We start from the raw sequence: 15,680 nt of genomic DNA, 5'->3' as shown, positions 1-15,680 counted from the left end.
TGGAGACTGTGGGGCCGGAGAGGACGGGATCGGTCGGATCGGTGTCCGTGACGGCCCTGAGGGGGGACGGGGAGAGCGGTGTCCGCCCGCCCCGCGGGTGCGCGGCAGGCCTCATTGCCCACAGCGCTTACGGCTCATGCCCGGTGGTCACGCAGTCGAAACCAGCGAGTAACGGGTACTTATACGGCAGAGCGTATATGTCCCGGGCACGTCATCCTACGGCCGTTCCGAACAGGGTGCCCAGGGCGTACGTCACACCGGCGGCGGCCCCGCCGAGGGCGAGCTGGCGCAGGCCGCTGTACCACCAGGTGCGCGCGGTCACCTTGGCCACCACCGCACCGCAGGCGAACAGGCCGGCGAGGGCGAGCAGCAGGGCCGGCCACAGGGCCGTGGCGCCCAGCAGGTAGGGCAGCACCGGCAGCAGCGCGCCCAGCGCGAAGGACCCGAAGGAGGAGACCGCCGCGACCAGCGGGGAGGGCAGCTCGCCCGGGTCGATGCCCAGTTCCTCGCGGGCGTGTATCTCCAGGGCCTGCTCGGGGTCCTCGGACAGCTGCCGGGCGACCTCGCGGGCCAGTTCGGGCTCCACGCCCCGCGCCACGTACAGCGCGGCGAGCTCGTCCTCCTCGTCCTGCGGGTGCTTGCGCAGTTCGCGCCGCTCGACGTCCAGCTCCGCCTCGACCAGCTCGCGCTGGGAGGCCACGGAGGTGTACTCGCCGGCGGCCATGGAGAAGGCGCCGGCGGCCAGGCCGGCGAGTCCGGTGAGGATGATGGTGTGCTGGCTGACGGCGCCGCCCGCGACGCCGGTCATCAGGGCGAGGTTGGAGACCAGGCCGTCCATCGCACCGAAGACCGCGGGGCGCAGCCAGCCACCGTTGACATCGCGGTGCGTGTGGTTGTCGCGGTGCGCGACGTGGAGCGTCGCCTCGGTGTCGAGGATGGCCATGAGTTGTCCCCCAGGGGCGTGAAGCTTAGGCAAGGCTTGCTTTTGGACGAGTTCTACTTTTCGACAACACGGAACCTACGCCTGAAATTTCTCCCCCGCCAGCAAGGAAAGGCTGGGCTAACCTGCGGTTTTGTCGCTTATCGCTCTTATGAGCAGAGAGCTGTTCAGATGTCGTACGGGTGACACCGCGCCCCGAAAGGCTGCGCGGCGGCCTCCACCGGGGACAGATCCGCCAAGGGTCTCGCGCCCGCTCCCGCGCCCCCGGAGAGGAGAGCCCGCGATGCGCCCGGCGACCGCCTCTCCCCCGGCCTCCACTCCTCCCGCCGCCGTGTCGCAGCGCGCGCGGGCGCGCGGGGCGCTGCTCGGCCTCGCCGTGGGGGACGCGCTCGGGGCGCCCGCGGAGAACCTGGAACCGTCCGGGATCCGGGCCCGCTGGGGCCGCATCACGGGCTACGTCAGCGAGTTCCCGGCCGGCACCGACGACACCGAGTACGCCCTGTTCTCCGGCCTGCTGCTGGCCCGGCACGGCGCCGCGCTCACTCCCGCGCTGGTGGAGGCGGCCTGGCGGGAGCTGATCGCCGGCCGCGCCCAGGGCGCCTTGCGGGGCGCCGGGTTCAGCGAGCGGGGCACGCTGGAGAACCTCGGCCGGGGCCTGCACGCGCCCGCCTCCGCCCAGCACCGGCATCCCTGGAGCGACGGGCTCGCCATGCGGGCGGCGCCCTTCGGGGTGTTCGCCGCCGGGCGCCCCGCGGAGGCCGCCCGGCTGGCCGCGATCGACGGCGCGGTCAGCCACGAGGGCGAGGGCATCCACGGCGGCCGGGCGGTGGCGGCGGGGGTCGCGGCGGCGATGGCGGGCGCGCCGCCGGTCGCGGTCGTGGCGGCCGGGCTCGCCGCGGTGCCGGACGACTCCTGGACCGCGCGTTCACTACGCCGGGCCGTGGCGGTGGCCCACCGCGGCGAGGACGCGATCCGCTCCGCGGCGGTCGTGACCGGCTATCCGTGGACCGACCTGGCCCCGGAGGCGGTGGCCCTCGCCTTCGGCGCCTACGCCGCCGCCGACGGCGACTTCCGCGGGGCGGTCCTCACCGCCGTGAACATGGGCCGTGACGCCGACACCACGGCCGCGATAGCCGGCGCCCTCGCGGGCGCCACCCGCGGCGCCGCCGCCGTCCCCGCCGAGTGGTCGGCCCCCATCGGCCCGGCCCTCGGCAACTGCCTCCCGGCGATGAGGGGCCGGCATGTGCTGGAACTGGCGGACGCGCTGCTGGCGAGGGCGGCGGAGGAAGGTGCGCTCGCCCGGGCGCAGGCGCCCGTACGGCCGGAGACCGTGGACGCGGAGGAGCTCGCAGCGCCAGAGGTCGTGGCGGAGGAGCTCGTAGGGCCAGAACTCGTAGCGGAGGAGCTCGTACGGCCGGAGCCTGTCCCGCGCCGTGAAGCGGACCCGGCGGCGGGGCCCGGCCGCTACGTCCTCACGGCGGACGACGGCGAGGCCGGACCGTGACCCGCCGCGTGGAGGGACTGCTGCTGGGCCTGGCCGCGGGCGACGCCGCCGGCTGGCCCGCCACGCGGCACCGCGCCGCCCGGATGCCCGGCTGGACCCGCCGCCTCACCCGGGAACTGGACACCTTCGCCGAGCACAACGCGACGACCACCCTCCCCGTCCCCCTCGCCCTCAACCAGTCCCCGGCCCCGCTCCGCCTGGGCCCGTCCGACGACGCGGAGTGGGCAGCGTTCGCGGCCCAGGCGCTGCTGCGTGCCGCCGCCGGGGGCGGACCCCGCGATCCCTGCGGAACCTGCGATCCCTCCGCGGCCTCCGGACCCTCCGGGCCCTGCGAGTGCCCCGAGTACCGCGACTGCCCCGAGTGCCGCGACTGCCCCGAGTGCCGCGATGTCGGCGGGAGCGAGCGGGACCGCCGGATCCGTACGGCGATCGATCTGGCGTGGGGCGCGGTGGCCGATGAGGTCGCCGGGGTGGCGATCGGGGCCGAGGGCGACGGCGTCACGCCGTTGCGGGCGCGGATCTCCGTCCGGGCCGGGGCGGGGAATCTGGCCGCCGGGATACGGCCGCCCGCCGCCGGGCACGACAACCCGCACTACTTCGACGACGCGGCCTGTGTCCGGGCCTGTGCCCTGGGCGTGGCCCACCCCGGCGACCCCCGGCGGGCGGCCGCGCTGGCCGAGTTCGACGCCCGTTACACCCAGGACGGCGACGGGGTGCACGGGGCCCGGGCGATGGCGGCGGCGGTCGCCTCGGCGCTGGCCGGCGCCAAGGCCGCGGAGTGCGTCACGGCGGCGCTCGCCGAGCTGCCCGGGGCGAGCGAGATCGGGCGCAACGCCCGCCACGCGCTGGACCTCGCCGCCACCTGCGACAGCGCGTTCGCGCTGGTGCCGCTGCTGGAGCACCGGATCGTGGACCACGTCTACGGCTACGGCGTCGCGGCCGCCGAGACCGTTCCGGTCGCGCTCGCGCTGACGTGGGCGGCCGGCGGCCGGATCGCTGAGGCGCTGCCCGCGGCGGCCTGCCTGTCCCGGCTCGCCGACTCCGCGCCCGCCCTCACCGGGGCCCTCACCGGCGCGCTGGGCGGCGCCGAGGCGGTCCCGCGGCCGTGGCGGGACGCCTGCCGCACCCTCTCCGGTTGCGTCCTGCCCCGGTTGGCCGGAACGGATCTGGTGGAACTCGCCGGACTCCTGGAAGCCGCACAACCGGCCCCACCAGGAGGATGATTCCGGGCATGACGCCCAAAGGAGAACAGAGCCGAGGCGCGGTCCGCAGCGCCCCCGGCCCCAGTGCCGCCGGGGGCGCGACGCTGGAGGAGCGGATCACCGGCGCGCTCGTCGGCGCGGCCGTCGGCGACGCGCTCGGCGGTCCCGTCGAGGGGTACTCCCCCGACCAGATCCTCCAGCGCCACGGCGGCCGCGTGCACGGCGTGGTCGGCCCCTGGCACGGCGACGACTGGCGCACCGCGCGCCCCCTCGCCCCGTACCACAAGGGCGACGGACACGTCACCGACGACACCCTCATGACCCACGCCCTGGTACGGGTCTACGCCCGGGTCCGCGACCACCTGGACGCCTACGCCCTCGCCGACCACCTGGTCCCGGACCTGATGACCAACCCGCGCTGGATCCCCGAGCTGGAGGCGGAGGCGCTGCCGCTGCACCGGGTCTTCCTCGCGGAGAAGTGGCTGGTGGCCCGGCTGCACTACGGCCACGCCGACCCCCGCGAGGCCGGCGTCGGCAACATCGTCAACTGCGGGGCCGCGATGTACATGGCCCCGGTCGGCCTGGTCAACGCGGCCGACCCGCGCGCGGCCTACGCCGAGGCCCTGGACGTGGCTGGCGCCCACCAGTCCTCCTACGGCCGCGAGGCTGCGGGCGTGTTCGCGGCGGGCGTGGCGGCGGCCTGCGCGCCGGGGGCCACCGCGGACTCGGTGGTGGCGGCCTGTCTGTCCCTGGCCAAGGACGGCACCCGGACCGCGATCGAGAGGGTCTGCGAAGAGGCCACCCGGCACTCGGACTTCGAGTCGGCGCTGGCCCCGCTGCGGCAGGCCGTCGCGCCGTACGACACGGTCGGCCCCGACTACCGCAGCCCCTCGCTCGGCGCCCGCCGCCCGTCCCGGCTGCACGCGATCGAGGAACTGCCCGTCGCGCTGGGCATGCTGACGGTGGCGGGCGGCGGCTACGGCGAGACCGTCCTCGGCGCGGTGAACTACGGGCGCGACTGCGACTCCATCGCGACGATGGCCGGGGCGCTGGCGGGAGCGCTGGGCTCGCCGGTCCCGGAGGACTGGGCGAAGACGGTGGCCGAGGCCAGCCGCCTGGACCTGTGGGAACCGGCGCGCACACTGACCGGGGTGGCCCGGGAGGTCTTCGCCGCGGACGTACGCCGACGGCGCGCCCACGAGCGGGCGTTCGCCGCGATGGGAGGCGCGCGATGCTCCGACTGACCTGGGTCCAGCCGGAGGACCTGCTCGGCCACGAACTGCGCCAGGCCGTGCAGGACGGCCGCGAACCGGCCGCCGTCGCGGCCCGGTGGCGGGCCGCCGGCGGCCCCGAAGCACCGGCCCGGGCGGGCGCCTCGCCGCAGCGCGCCTCACGCTACCTGCGCCTGCTGGCGGAGGACCTGCTGGACGAACTGGCCGAGCTGCCCAGCCGGTTGGCGGACGCCGAGCCGACCGGCCTCGGCGCGATCATCTCCCTGTGCCCCGACTGGCCGGCCCCGCCGGCCCGCGGCCGTGCGGACGCTCCCGGCCCCGGCCGGCTGGAGGCCGCCTGGCTCGGGCGGGCCGCCGGGTGCCTGCTCGGCAAGCCCGTCGAGAAGCTGCCCCTGGACGGCATCCGCCAACTCGCCCGCGCCACCGGCAACTGGCCGCTGACCACCTGGTTCACGGGGCGTGGCGTCCCCGAGGACCTGGCCGCCAAGTACCCGTGGAACACCCGCTCGGCCGCCACGAGCCTCGCCGAGAACATCGACGGCATGCCCGAGGACGACGACCTCGACTACGCGCTGCTCAACCTCCTGCTGCTGCAACGCCACGGCCGCGACTTCACCACCACCGACGTGGCCCGCCTCTGGCTGGACGAACTGCCCGCCGGGCGCGCCTTCACCGCCGAACGCGTCGCCTACCGCAACCTCCTCCTCGGCATCGACCCCCCGCACACCGCCCGCCACCGCAACCCCTTCCGCGAGTGGATCGGCGCCCTGATCCGCGCCGACGTGCACGGCTGGACCAACACCGGTGACCCGGCGGCCGCCGCCGCCCAGGCGCACCGCGACGCCACCCTCACCCACACCGCCAACGGCGTCTACGCCGCGATGTTCACGGCCGCCGTGATCGCGGCCGCGGCGGCCGGTGACCGGGACGTGCACGGCTGCCTCGCCACCGGTCTGAGCGTCGTACCGCCCGGCTCCCGCCTCGCCCGCGCGGTCCGCCAGGGCGTCCGACTCGCCGCGGAGCACACCGACTTCGACACGGTCGTCGACGAGCTCCACGCCACGTACTCCGGCACCTTCCACTGGGTCCACGCCGTTCCCAACACCGCGCTGATCGCGGCGGCCCTCACGCACGCGGACGGCGACTTCACGGGCTCCGTGTGCCGGGTGGTCTCCGGCGGCTGGGACACCGACTCCTGCGGCGCGACCGCCGGTTCGGTCGCGGCCCTCCTCGCCGGTTCCCCCGCCGCCCTGCCCGACCGCTGGACGGCGCCGCTGAAGAACCGGCTCGCCACCTCCGTCGGCGACTTCAACGGCACCGGCTTCGACACCCTGGCCCGGCTCACCCACCTGGAGGCGCTGCGCCCATGACGCCGCAACCGCCCGTCCCCGAGCCCCCCGCACAGGCGTTACCGGAACCCGCCGCGCCCCTCGCCGGGCTCAGGGTGCTGGATCTCGCCACCCTGTTCGCGGGACCCATCGCCGCCATGATGCTCGGCGACTTCGGCGCCGAGGTCGTCAAGGTGGAGCACCCGGCCAAGCCGGACCCCTCCCGCGGCCACGGCCCGGCGAAGAACGGCGTCGGCCTGTGGTGGAAGATGCTCGGCCGCAACAAGCGCACCATCACCCTGGACCTGTCCAAGCCGGGCGGCCGCCGCACCCTGCTGCGCCTGGCCGCCACCGCGGACGTCGTCATCGAGAACTTCCGCCCCGGCACCCTGGAGCGGTGGGAGCTGGGCTGGCCGGAGCTGTCCGCGGCCAACCCGCGCCTGGTGCTCGCCCGGGTCACCGGCTTCGGCCAGTTCGGCCCCTACGCCTCCCGCCCCGGCTTCGGCACCCTGGCCGAGGCGATGAGCGGCTTCGCGGCGATCACCGGCGAACCGGACTCCCCGCCCACGCTCCCGCCGTTCGGGCTCGCCGACTCGATCGCGGGCCTGGCGACGGCGTACGCGGTGATGACGGCGCTCGCCGCGCGGGAGCGCACCGGCGAGGGGCAGATCGTCGACATGGCGATCATCGAGCCCATCCTGACCGTCCTCGGCCCCCAGCCCCTCTGGTTCGACCAGCTCGGCTACGTCCAGCCCCGCACCGGCAACCGCACCCAGAACAACGCCCCGCGCAACACCTACCGCACCTCCGACGGCACCTGGGTCGCGGTGTCCACCTCGGCCCAGTCGGTGGCGGAGCGCGTGCTGCGGCTGGTGGGCCGCCCGGAGCTGATCGACGAGCCGTGGTTCGCGACCGGCGTCGAACGGGCCGCGCACGCCGACGTGCTCGACGAGGCGGTCGGCGGCTGGATCGCCCGGCACACCCGGAGCGAGGTGATGGAGGCCTTCGAGAAGGCCGAGGCGGCCATCGCGCCGATCCAGGACGTCCGGGACGTGATGGCCGACCCGCAGTACCAGGCCCTCGGCAGTCTGACCACGCTGTACGACCCGCAGCTCGGCCGGATGCGCATGCAGAACGTCCTGTTCCGGCTCTCCGCCACCCCCGGCGCGATCCGCTGGGCGGGCCGCCCGCACGGCGCCGACACCGACGCGGTGCTGACGGAGCTGGGCCTGACCCCGGAGGAGCTGGCCGCGCTGCGCGCGGAGGGCGCCCTGTGACGGCCACCGCCCCCTTCCCGCTGACCTGGCTCTACGTTCCCGGCGACCGCCCCCACATCGTGGCCAAGGCGCTGTGCAGCGGGGCCGACGTGGTGGTGATCGACCTGGAGGACGCGGTCGCGCCCGACCGCAAGGAGTACGCCCGCTCCGCCACCACCGAGCTGCTGAGCGAACCGCCGCCGGTCCCGGTGCACGTGCGGATCAACGCCGTGGACAGCCCCCTCGCGGCCGCCGACCTCGCGGCGGTGGCCCACCGGCCCGGCCTGGCCGGCCTGCGCGTGCCCAAGGTGACCGCGCCCGAGCAGATCGTGCGCGTCGCCCTGGCCACCGACCCCGCCACCGCCTGGGCGCGTCCGGGCGCCGCGAGGGCCGCCCACGCCCTCGGACCGGGGCCGCCGCTCTACGCCCTCCTGGAGACCGCCCTGGCCATCGAGCGCGCCCACGCCATCGCCTCCGCGCACCCGTCGCTGTGCGGAGTCTCGATCGGGGAGGCGGATCTGCGGGCCGACCTGGGCGTGCGGCAGGACTCGGGTCTTGACTGGTGCCGGGCCCGGGTCGTGGTGGCCGCGCGGGCGGCCGGCCTGCCGCCGCCCGCCCAGTCGGTGCACCCCGACATCCGCGACCTGGAGGGCCTGGCCGCCTCCTGCGCGCACGGCCGCGCCCTGGGCTTCCTCGGCCGGGCGGCCATCCACCCCCGCCAGCTTCCGATCATCGAGCGCGCCTATCTGCCGACCGACCGCGAGCTGGAGGAGGCCGAGACGATCATCAAGGCGGCCACCACGGACCGGGGCGCGCAGGCGCTCCCGGACGGCCGCTTCGTGGACGCGGCCGTGGTGGCCGCGGCCCGGCGCACCCTGGCCCTGGCCCGCAGACGCTGACCGCGCGCGGCGAGGGCGCCCCGGTGCTTCTCCGGGGCGCCCTCGTCCGCCTACGACTGCTCCACGGCCGCTCTACGGCCGTCCTGCGGCTGTTCTACGGCCGCACGTCAGCCCTGTTGCGCCGATCCGGCGCCGTCCTTGACGCCGACGTCGTCGCGTGGAGCGGAGTCCGGGTGCTCCTTGTCCCCGTCGCCGGCGGCCCCGGCCTTCTCGTCCGCCGCCTCGGTCCCGGAGCCGGACTCGGCGGACTCGGCGGACTCGCCGGACTCCTCGCCCTCGATGTCGCCCGCGCCCGGCTCGACCTCGGCCTCGCGGCCCGGCCGCTTCTTGGCGGACACCCAGATGTAGACCACCGCGAGCAGGAAGACGGCCAGCGCCGTCCAGTCGTTCAGCCTCAGGCCGAGGATGTGGTGGGCGTCGTCCACGCGCATGTACTCGATCCAGCCGCGGCCCACGCAGTACGCGGCGACGTACAGGGCGAAGGCCCGGCCGTGGCCCATGTTGAACCGGCGGTCGGCCCAGATGACCAGGAGGGCGACGCCGACGCACCACAGCGACTCGTACAGGAACGTCGGGTGGTAGTACCCCGGCACCCGTCCCTCGGCCGAGGAGGTGATGTGCAGCGCCCACGGAACGTGCGTCGGACGACCGTACAGCTCCTGGTTGAACCAGTTGCCCCAGCGGCCGATCGCCTGCGCGAAGGCGATGCCCGGCGCGACGGCGTCGGCGTAGGCGGGCATGGAGATGCCCCGGCGCCGGGCGCCGATCCACGCGCCCAGCGCGCCGAGCGCGATGGCGCCCCAGATGCCGAGGCCGCCCTGCCACACCTTGAAGGCGTCCACCCAGTCACGGCCGTCGCTGAAGTACAGCTCGTAGTCCGTGATCACGTGGTAGAGCCGGCCGCCGACCAGGCCGAAGGGCACGGCCCAGACCGCGATGTCGGCCACCGTGCCGGCCCGGCCGCCGCGGGCGATCCAGCGCTTGTTGCCGAGCCAGACGGCGACGAAGACGCCGATGATGATGCAGAACGCGTAGCCGCGCAGCGGAATGGGGCCGAGGTACAGCACCCCGCGCGACGGGCTGGGAATGTAGGCAAGTTCCATGGCAGGGTCGACGCTACCGCAGCCGGAGCGGGCCCACGTCGGGCAGCCCGGCTACGGGTCCATAACAGGCGGCCCGCCGCACGCCCCTCCACCGCTCACTGTTCCCTGTCATCCCTGGTCCGCCGCTTCCACCGTCTGCTTGAGCTTCGCCGGGGTCATCGTGCGGTCCTGGATGATGTTCTTGCCGTTGAGGAGCACCGTCGGGGTGCCCGAGAAGCCGCCGGCCTGGAAGGCCTGGTGGGACTTGTCGACCCAGGCGTCGTGCGTGCCGTTCTTCACGCAGGTGCGGAAGGCCGGGGTGTCCAGGCCGCTCACCTTGCCGGCGAGGGCGATCAGCTTGCCGTTGTCCGCGTAGGCGTCGTCGGTCTCCTTGGGCTGGTTCTCGTAGAGCACGTCGTGGTACGCGGAGAACTTGCCGGCGTCCTGGGCGCAGGCCGCGGCGTTCGCCGCGCGCAGCGAGCCGGTGCCGCCGAGGTTGCCGTCGATCAGCCGGACCAGGTGGTACTCGACCCGCAGCTTCCCGGCGTTCGTCAGCTCGTGGATCGTCGGCCGGTAGACCGTCTCGAAGGCCTGGCAGGCCGGGCAGCGGAAGTCCTCCCACACGGTGAGCGTCGACTTGGCGCCGTCCTTGCCGACCGGGATGGCGAGGCTGTCCTTGCCCTGCGCGCCCGAGGGGGCGACGGCCGGGCCCGCCTTGGCCGGCTTGCTCTTGCCGGAGTTCGCGGCGACCACGCCGATCACCGCGGCCAGGCCGAGGACGCAGACGACGCTCGCACCCACGATCAGTGTGCGCCGTCGCCGCTCGGCGGCCTTGTGCTTGTCGCGCTCGGCCGCCAGCCGGTCCCTGGCGGTGCGCTTTCCGTGCTGGTTCTTCTCGCTCACACCCCCTGAACGAACCGGGGAGGCGCATTGCGCCTCCCCGGTCCCAGGTCCACCCCTTCGAGTGATCGTGGCGTCTACGCCCGCCCGCGCACCCCGGCCGCCAGCTCGCCCGCGAGGGCGCGCACCGCCTCCAGGCCGGCCGCCTCGTCCGGAGCGTCCAGCATCCGCTTGACGAAGGCAGAGCCGACGATCACGCCGTCGGCGAACCCGGCGACCTCGGCGGCCTGGGCGCGGCTGGAGACGCCGAGGCCGACGCAGACCGGAAGGCCGGTCCCGGTGGCGCGGGTGCGCTCCACCAGGTCCTGAGCCTGCGCGCCGACCGACTCACGGGTGCCGGTGACGCCCATGAGCGAGGCGGCGTAGACGAAGCCGGAGCCGGCCGCGGTGATCTCGGCGAGCCGCTGGTCCTTGCTGCTGGGCGCCACCACGAAGACGGTCGCGAGGCCGTGCTTCTCGGCGTGCTCCCGCCACAGCGCCGACTCCTGGACCGGCAGGTCGGGCAGGATGCACCCGGCGCCGCCCGCCTCGGCGAGCTCACTGGTGAACCGCTCGACGCCGTAGCGGTCGATCGGGTTCCAGTACGTCATGACGAGCACCGGCTTGCCGGTCGCCGCGTGGGCCTCGCGGACCGTGCGCATGACGTCGGCGATCCTGACCCCGCCGCGCAGGGCGATGTCGTCGGCGGTCTGGATGACCGGGCCGTCGAGCACCGGGTCGCTGTGCGGCAGCCCGACCTCCACGACGTCCGCGCCGCCGTCGAAGACGGCCCTGATCGCCTCGATGCCGCCGTCCACGGTGGGGAAGCCGGCCGGGAGGTAGGCGATGAGCGCCGAGCGGCCCTCCGCCTTGGCGCCCGCGAGGGTGTCCGTCAACAGCTGGATGTTGCCGCTCACTTGGCGTCCCCCTCGATCTCGGCGGTGTCGGCGGCGTCCGCGGCCACCTCGGCGTCGGTGTCGTACAGCCCGAAGTACCGGGCCGCGGTGTCCATGTCCTTGTCGCCGCGTCCGGAGAGGTTGACCACGATCAGCCCCTGCGCGCCGAGCTCCCGGCCGACCTCGAGGGCGCCGGCCAGGGCGTGGGCGCTCTCGATCGCCGGGATGATGCCCTCGGTGCGCGACAGCAGCCGCAGCGCCTGCATCGCCGCGTCGTCGGTGACCGCGCGGTACTCGGCGCGCCCCGAGTCCTTCAGGTAGGAGTGCTCGGGGCCGATGCCCGGGTAGTCCAGGCCGGCCGAGATGGAGTACGGCTCGGTGATCTGGCCCTCGTCGTCCTGGAGGACGTAGGACCGGGAGCCGTGCAGGATGCCGGGCTCGCCGGCGGTCAGGGTCGCCGCGTGCTCGCCGGTCTCCACGCCGTGCCCGGCGGGCTCGCAGCCGATGAGGCGTACGCCCTCGTCGGGGATGAACGCGTGGAAGAGGCCGATGGCGTTGGAGCCGCCGCCGACGCAGGCGATCGCCGCGTCGGGAAGGCGCCCGGCGCGCTCGAGGAGCTGGCGGCGTGCCTCGACGCCGATGACCCGGTGGAAGTCGCGGACCATGGCCGGGAAGGGGTGCGGGCCGGCCACGGTGCCGAACAGGTAGTGGGTGCGGTCGACGTTGGCGACCCAGTCGCGGAACGCCTCGTTGATGGCGTCCTTCAGGGTGCGGCTGCCGGACTTCACGGCCACGACCTCGGCGCCGAGCATGCGCATCCGGGCCACGTTCAGCGCCTGGCGCCGGGTGTCGATCTCGCCCATGTAGATCGTGCAGTCCAGGCCGAACAGCGCGCAGGCGGTGGCGGTGGCCACGCCGTGCTGTCCGGCGCCGGTCTCCGCGATCACCCGGGTCTTGCCCATGCGCTTGGTGAGCAGGGCCTGGCCCAGCACGTTGTTGATCTTGTGCGAGCCGGTGTGGTTGAGGTCCTCGCGCTTGAGGAAGACACGGGCGCCGCCCGCGTGCTCCGCGAAGCGCGGCACCTCGGTCAGGGCGCTGGGGCGCCCGGTGTAGTGGACGAGCAGGTCGTCGAGTTCGCGCGCGAACTCCGGGTCGGCCTTCGCCTTGTCGTACTCGACGGCGACCTCGTCCACGGCGGCGACGAGCGCCTCCGGGATGAACTTGCCGCCGAAGGCGCCGAAGTAGCCCTCGGCGCTGGGCACCTGACCGGTGGGGTCAGGGAAGAAGAAATCGCTGGGCATGCCAGAACCTCACGGTGGGTGTGCGTGAAAAGACACTGATCGCCGTGGGGGCGGAGCCTGTCGTGCGACCTCAGGCCGGGTGCGGCCGGTCGCGCGCTTCCCCGCGCCCCTGCGGGGCGCGCTGCCATCGGCGTCCGTTCACCTGCCCGGGTTCGTCGCCGATGACGTACCGCACGCGGCGGCCGTGGACACGCCTCGCGGGGGCACGGCAGCCCCTGGGGCGGCAGCCGCGCGCCAGGCGGGCGTGCCGGTCCACGGTCGTCACGGTGGCAGTCATCGGGGCCAGCCTACCGGCGTCTCAGCCCCGGCCGTGCCGCAGCGCGGGGTGGGCCCCGGCGGCGACCAGGTCGGCGACCGCGGTCTTCGGGTCGCGGCCGGTGACCAGGGACTCGCCGACCAGGACGGCGTCGGCGCCGGCGTTGGCGTAGGCGATCAGGTCGTGCGGGCCGCGGACGCCCGACTCGGCGACGCGGACGAGGTGGCCGGGGATCTCCGGCGCGACCCGCTCGAAGGTGCCGCGGTCGACCTTGAGCGTCTTGAGGTTACGCGCGTTGACGCCGATCACCTTGGCTCCGGCGTCCACCGCGCGCTCCACCTCCTCCTCGTCGTGCACCTCGACGAGCGGGGTGAGCCCGATGGACACCGCGCGCTCGATCAGCGACTCCAGGGCCGGCTGGTCGAGGGCGGCGACGATGAGCAGGGCGAGGTCGGCGCCGTAGGCCCGCGCCTCCCACAGCTGGTACGAGGTGACGATGAAGTCCTTGCGCAGCACCGGGATGTCGACGCGGGCGCGGACGGCCTCGAGGTCGGCCAGCGAGCCGCCGAAGCGCCGCTGCTCGGTCAGCACGGAGATGACGGAGGCGCCGCCCGCCTCGTAGTCCGCGGCCAGACCGGCCGGGTCGGCGATGGCGGCCAGCGCGCCCTTGGACGGGCTGGAGCGCTTGACCTCGCAGATCACCCTGACGCCGTCGCCCTTGAGCGCGGCCACCCCGTCCTTGGCGGCGGGTGCCTTGGCCGCGCGCTCCTTGAGCTCGTCGAGGCTGACGCGCGCCTGCCGCTCCGCGAGGTCGGCACGGACTCCGTCGATGATCTCGTCGAGCACACTCACGCGAGCGGCCCCCTTCCAGACGGTTGACTTATCCAGCGGGTGGAACGGCCCCGGCCCTTCCGCTGCCGCATCCGGCGGATCCGGTGGATCAAGCGGACGAAACCGGTGGTCACTGCGATGGTATCCGGAGTGGGGCACCGGCCTCGCATCCGGTGGACGGCGGTCCCACTACCTGGACATACGCCGGCCGATCAAGGGTGGAGCAGGCCGCCGAAGGGCAGGTTCCGGACAACGGTGAACGCCAGCAGCAGCCCGCCCAGGGCCCACAGGTGGGCGGGCCGGGGTTCGAGGCGCGGCGGCCGCCCGCGGGCGGCGCGGCAGGCCCACACGGTCCAGACCACTGCGAAGGCCAGGTATCCGGCGACGGCCGCCGCGTTGTCGTGCAGGGCGGCGGCGAAGTCGCCGTGCACGAAGGCGTGGGCGCTGCGCAGGCCGCCGCAGCCGGGGCAGTAGATCCCGGCGTACCGCAGGAGGGGGCAGACCGGGTAGTGGCCGGGCTGGTTGGGGTCCACGGCTCCGACGTAGGCGAAGGCGGCGGCCACGGCGGCCAGGACCGCGAGGGGAACCCCGAGCCGCCGCACCGGGCCGGGGGCAGGCGCCGGGCCGAGTGCGGGAGCCGGGCCGAGCGCGGGAGCCGGGCCGGGGGCTGGCGCCAGGCCGGGGGCAGGCTCCAAGCCGGGGGCAGGCGCCGGGTTGGCGGATGTCGGGCCCGGGCTGCCGGCTGTCACCCTCTGGCTGTCGGCGTTCACGTCTCGCATTGTGCACCGCGCGCCGTGCACGCGCGCGTGAGGGGCGGCACCGGGCCGCCCCTCCCCGTCCGTCCCGCTCACGGCGCGTCGGGCCGCGCCGGCCGGGGTTTCGCCCGTCAGCCCTTGGCGCCGGCGGGCTGGCCCTTGTCCGCGACCTGGTGCACCGGGTGCTCGTTCTTCTGGCCCATGCCCATCATGCGCATGATGCCGCCGACGACACCGCCGAGCAGCACGATGCCGATGCCGACCCAGAAGCCGACCGGCTGGGCCATCACCATGAAGGCGCCCGCGACGCAGAAACCGATGAAGGCGATGATGACACCGGTCCAGGCGGCCGGGGTGTGACCGTGGCTGCTGCCCGCCATGACTTGCTCCTCGTTGCTTGTACGTGTCTGAGCCGGACGCTCGGACCCATTGTCCCGTACGCGCGCACGCGACGTGACCGGGGGTGGCCCCTGGCGTCACCCTCTCACCGCGGTGGCCGGACCGCCTCGGCGGCGCCCGGTCAGGCCGGTTCGGTGCCGGTCGGGTCCTCGCCCCGGTCCAGGGCCTTCCAGAGGTCCTCGGGCCGGTCGGGGTCGACGGCCTTGGGGGCGCGGGAGCGGGGCGCCCCGGAGCGCTCGTAACGGCCGGACATGGCGGGCCACAGGCCGCCGTAGCGCAGGGCGAGCAGTCCGGCGAGCAGGATCAGCGCGCCGCCCGCCGCCGCGACATAGGGCCAGCCGGTGTGGCTGAGGGCGGCGGCGGTCGCGGCGGTGTCGCCGGACGCCTGCGCGGCCTTCTCGTCGAGCGCGGCACGGTTGCCGGCGCCGGTCAGGGCCGCGCCGACGGTGCCCGCGCCGGAGAGGGTGAGCAGACCGGCGACCAGGCGGCGGCCGGAACGGCGGACGGCGAACACGGCGACCAGGGCGGCCAGGCTCACTATGGCGAGCGCCGCGGGCACACCCGTGACCTCGCTGCCCTTGGCGGTCAGCGGGAAGTCCCCGCCGGCCACCGTCGCGGTGCCCTCCGCCCAGCGCTGACGGGTGGCCAGCAGCGCCACGGCCGCGCCGAGCGCGCCGCACAGCAGGGCGACGGCGAGGCTGCGGCGGCCGGACCGGGCGGGCCCGGCGGCTTCGGTACGGGGGTGAGGTACGGCAGTCACGTAGTCCACTATCGCCTGAACCCCGAACGAACGGTCACCCGGGGTTCGGTGAGAAACGCCGCACCGCGAGCGGCGGTTGCCCCGCCCCTACGCCCGACGGCGCGCGCAGCGCCATCCGGCGCCCTCGGCGACCGTACCCACCCGGCCGCACGCCCCGCCG

16 protein-coding genes are annotated in these 15,680 nt (G+C 74.9%); 6 read left to right on the top strand and 10 right to left on the bottom strand.

Annotated elements, in window-relative coordinates:
- Window positions 1–211 precede the first annotated feature (211 nt).
- Entirely contained in the window at window positions 212–943 is a 732-nt protein-coding gene (locus IE217_RS01545; RefSeq protein ID WP_190175827.1) for a VIT1/CCC1 transporter family protein, read from the bottom strand.
- A gap of 280 nt (window positions 944–1,223) precedes the next feature.
- Here IE217_RS01545 and IE217_RS01540 point away from each other — a divergent pair, with 280 nt between their 5' ends.
- From IE217_RS01540 to IE217_RS01515, 6 genes are read left to right on the top strand one after another with little or no spacing between them, the layout of a single operon-like run.
- Window positions 1,224–2,444: an ADP-ribosylglycohydrolase family protein gene (locus tag IE217_RS01540; RefSeq protein WP_190175826.1), complete on the top strand. Its 1,221-nt coding sequence runs from the start codon at window positions 1,224–1,226 to the stop codon at window positions 2,442–2,444.
- Window positions 2,441–3,667: an ADP-ribosylglycohydrolase family protein gene (locus IE217_RS01535; protein WP_190175825.1), complete on the top strand. Its 1,227-nt coding sequence runs from the start codon at window positions 2,441–2,443 to the stop codon at window positions 3,665–3,667. The genes IE217_RS01540 and IE217_RS01535 overlap by 4 nt, the downstream gene beginning before the upstream one ends.
- An 8-nt stretch (window positions 3,668–3,675) precedes the next feature.
- Window positions 3,676–4,890, top strand: coding sequence for an ADP-ribosylglycohydrolase family protein (locus IE217_RS01530; RefSeq protein ID WP_229864970.1), 1,215 nt, complete (start codon window positions 3,676–3,678; stop codon window positions 4,888–4,890).
- Window positions 4,878–6,248 carry an ADP-ribosylglycohydrolase family protein gene (locus IE217_RS01525; protein ID WP_190175824.1) on the top strand — a complete coding sequence of 457 codons (1,371 nt, stop codon included), beginning with the start codon at window positions 4,878–4,880 and terminating at the stop codon, window positions 6,246–6,248. The genes IE217_RS01530 and IE217_RS01525 overlap by 13 nt, the downstream gene beginning before the upstream one ends.
- Entirely contained in the window at window positions 6,245–7,483 is a 1,239-nt protein-coding gene (locus tag IE217_RS01520; RefSeq protein ID WP_190175823.1) for a CaiB/BaiF CoA transferase family protein, read from the top strand. Before IE217_RS01525 ends, IE217_RS01520 begins: the two co-directional genes overlap by 4 nt.
- Window positions 7,480–8,361, top strand: coding sequence for an HpcH/HpaI aldolase/citrate lyase family protein (locus IE217_RS01515; protein WP_190175822.1), 882 nt, complete (start codon window positions 7,480–7,482; stop codon window positions 8,359–8,361). The genes IE217_RS01520 and IE217_RS01515 overlap by 4 nt, the downstream gene beginning before the upstream one ends.
- A 107-nt stretch (window positions 8,362–8,468) precedes the next feature.
- Here IE217_RS01515 and lgt read toward each other — a convergent pair whose 3' ends face one another.
- The 9 genes from lgt to IE217_RS01470 form a co-directional block, all read right to left on the bottom strand.
- A complete protein-coding gene (gene lgt, locus IE217_RS01510; protein ID WP_190175821.1) occupies window positions 8,469–9,464 on the bottom strand; it encodes a prolipoprotein diacylglyceryl transferase in 996 nt (331 codons plus the stop codon).
- A gap of 108 nt (window positions 9,465–9,572) precedes the next feature.
- Entirely contained in the window at window positions 9,573–10,346 is a 774-nt protein-coding gene (locus IE217_RS01505; RefSeq protein ID WP_190175820.1) for a DsbA family protein, read from the bottom strand.
- A gap of 74 nt (window positions 10,347–10,420) precedes the next feature.
- Window positions 10,421–11,239 (bottom strand): tryptophan synthase subunit alpha, encoded by an 819-nt coding sequence (gene trpA, locus IE217_RS01500; RefSeq protein WP_190175819.1) that lies wholly within the window; start codon window positions 11,237–11,239, stop codon window positions 10,421–10,423.
- Window positions 11,236–12,519 carry a tryptophan synthase subunit beta gene (gene trpB, locus IE217_RS01495; RefSeq protein ID WP_190175818.1) on the bottom strand — a complete coding sequence of 428 codons (1,284 nt, stop codon included), beginning with the start codon at window positions 12,517–12,519 and terminating at the stop codon, window positions 11,236–11,238. The genes trpA and trpB overlap by 4 nt, the downstream gene beginning before the upstream one ends.
- 70 nt (window positions 12,520–12,589) lie before the next feature.
- Window positions 12,590–12,796: a tryptophan biosynthesis modulator TrpM gene (gene trpM, locus IE217_RS01490; protein ID WP_190175817.1), complete on the bottom strand. Its 207-nt coding sequence runs from the start codon at window positions 12,794–12,796 to the stop codon at window positions 12,590–12,592.
- A 21-nt stretch (window positions 12,797–12,817) separates the two neighbouring features.
- Window positions 12,818–13,627 carry an indole-3-glycerol phosphate synthase TrpC gene (trpC, locus tag IE217_RS01485; RefSeq protein ID WP_190175816.1) on the bottom strand — a complete coding sequence of 270 codons (810 nt, stop codon included), beginning with the start codon at window positions 13,625–13,627 and terminating at the stop codon, window positions 12,818–12,820.
- 191 nt (window positions 13,628–13,818) lie between these two features.
- The gene (locus IE217_RS01480) at window positions 13,819–14,385 is read right to left on the bottom strand and encodes a DUF2752 domain-containing protein (protein ID WP_190175815.1); all 567 of its coding nucleotides are present in this window, start codon (window positions 14,383–14,385) and stop codon (window positions 13,819–13,821) included.
- 107 nt (window positions 14,386–14,492) lie between these two features.
- On the bottom strand, window positions 14,493–14,741 hold the full coding sequence (locus IE217_RS01475; protein ID WP_189703085.1) for an HGxxPAAW family protein: 249 nt from the start codon (window positions 14,739–14,741) through the stop codon (window positions 14,493–14,495).
- A 140-nt stretch (window positions 14,742–14,881) separates the two neighbouring features.
- Window positions 14,882–15,529, bottom strand: a complete 648-nt coding sequence (locus tag IE217_RS01470; RefSeq protein WP_190175814.1) for a TIGR02234 family membrane protein — start codon at window positions 15,527–15,529, stop codon at window positions 14,882–14,884.
- Window positions 15,530–15,680: the final 151 nt, after the last annotated feature.

The sequence above is a fragment of the Streptomyces naganishii JCM 4654 genome (genome assembly GCF_014650575.1).
Classification (GTDB): domain Bacteria; phylum Actinomycetota; class Actinomycetes; order Streptomycetales; family Streptomycetaceae; genus Streptomyces; species Streptomyces naganishii.
The sequence above is the reverse complement of the archived record's forward strand: the minus strand, read 5'-3'. Positions and strand labels throughout refer to the sequence as shown.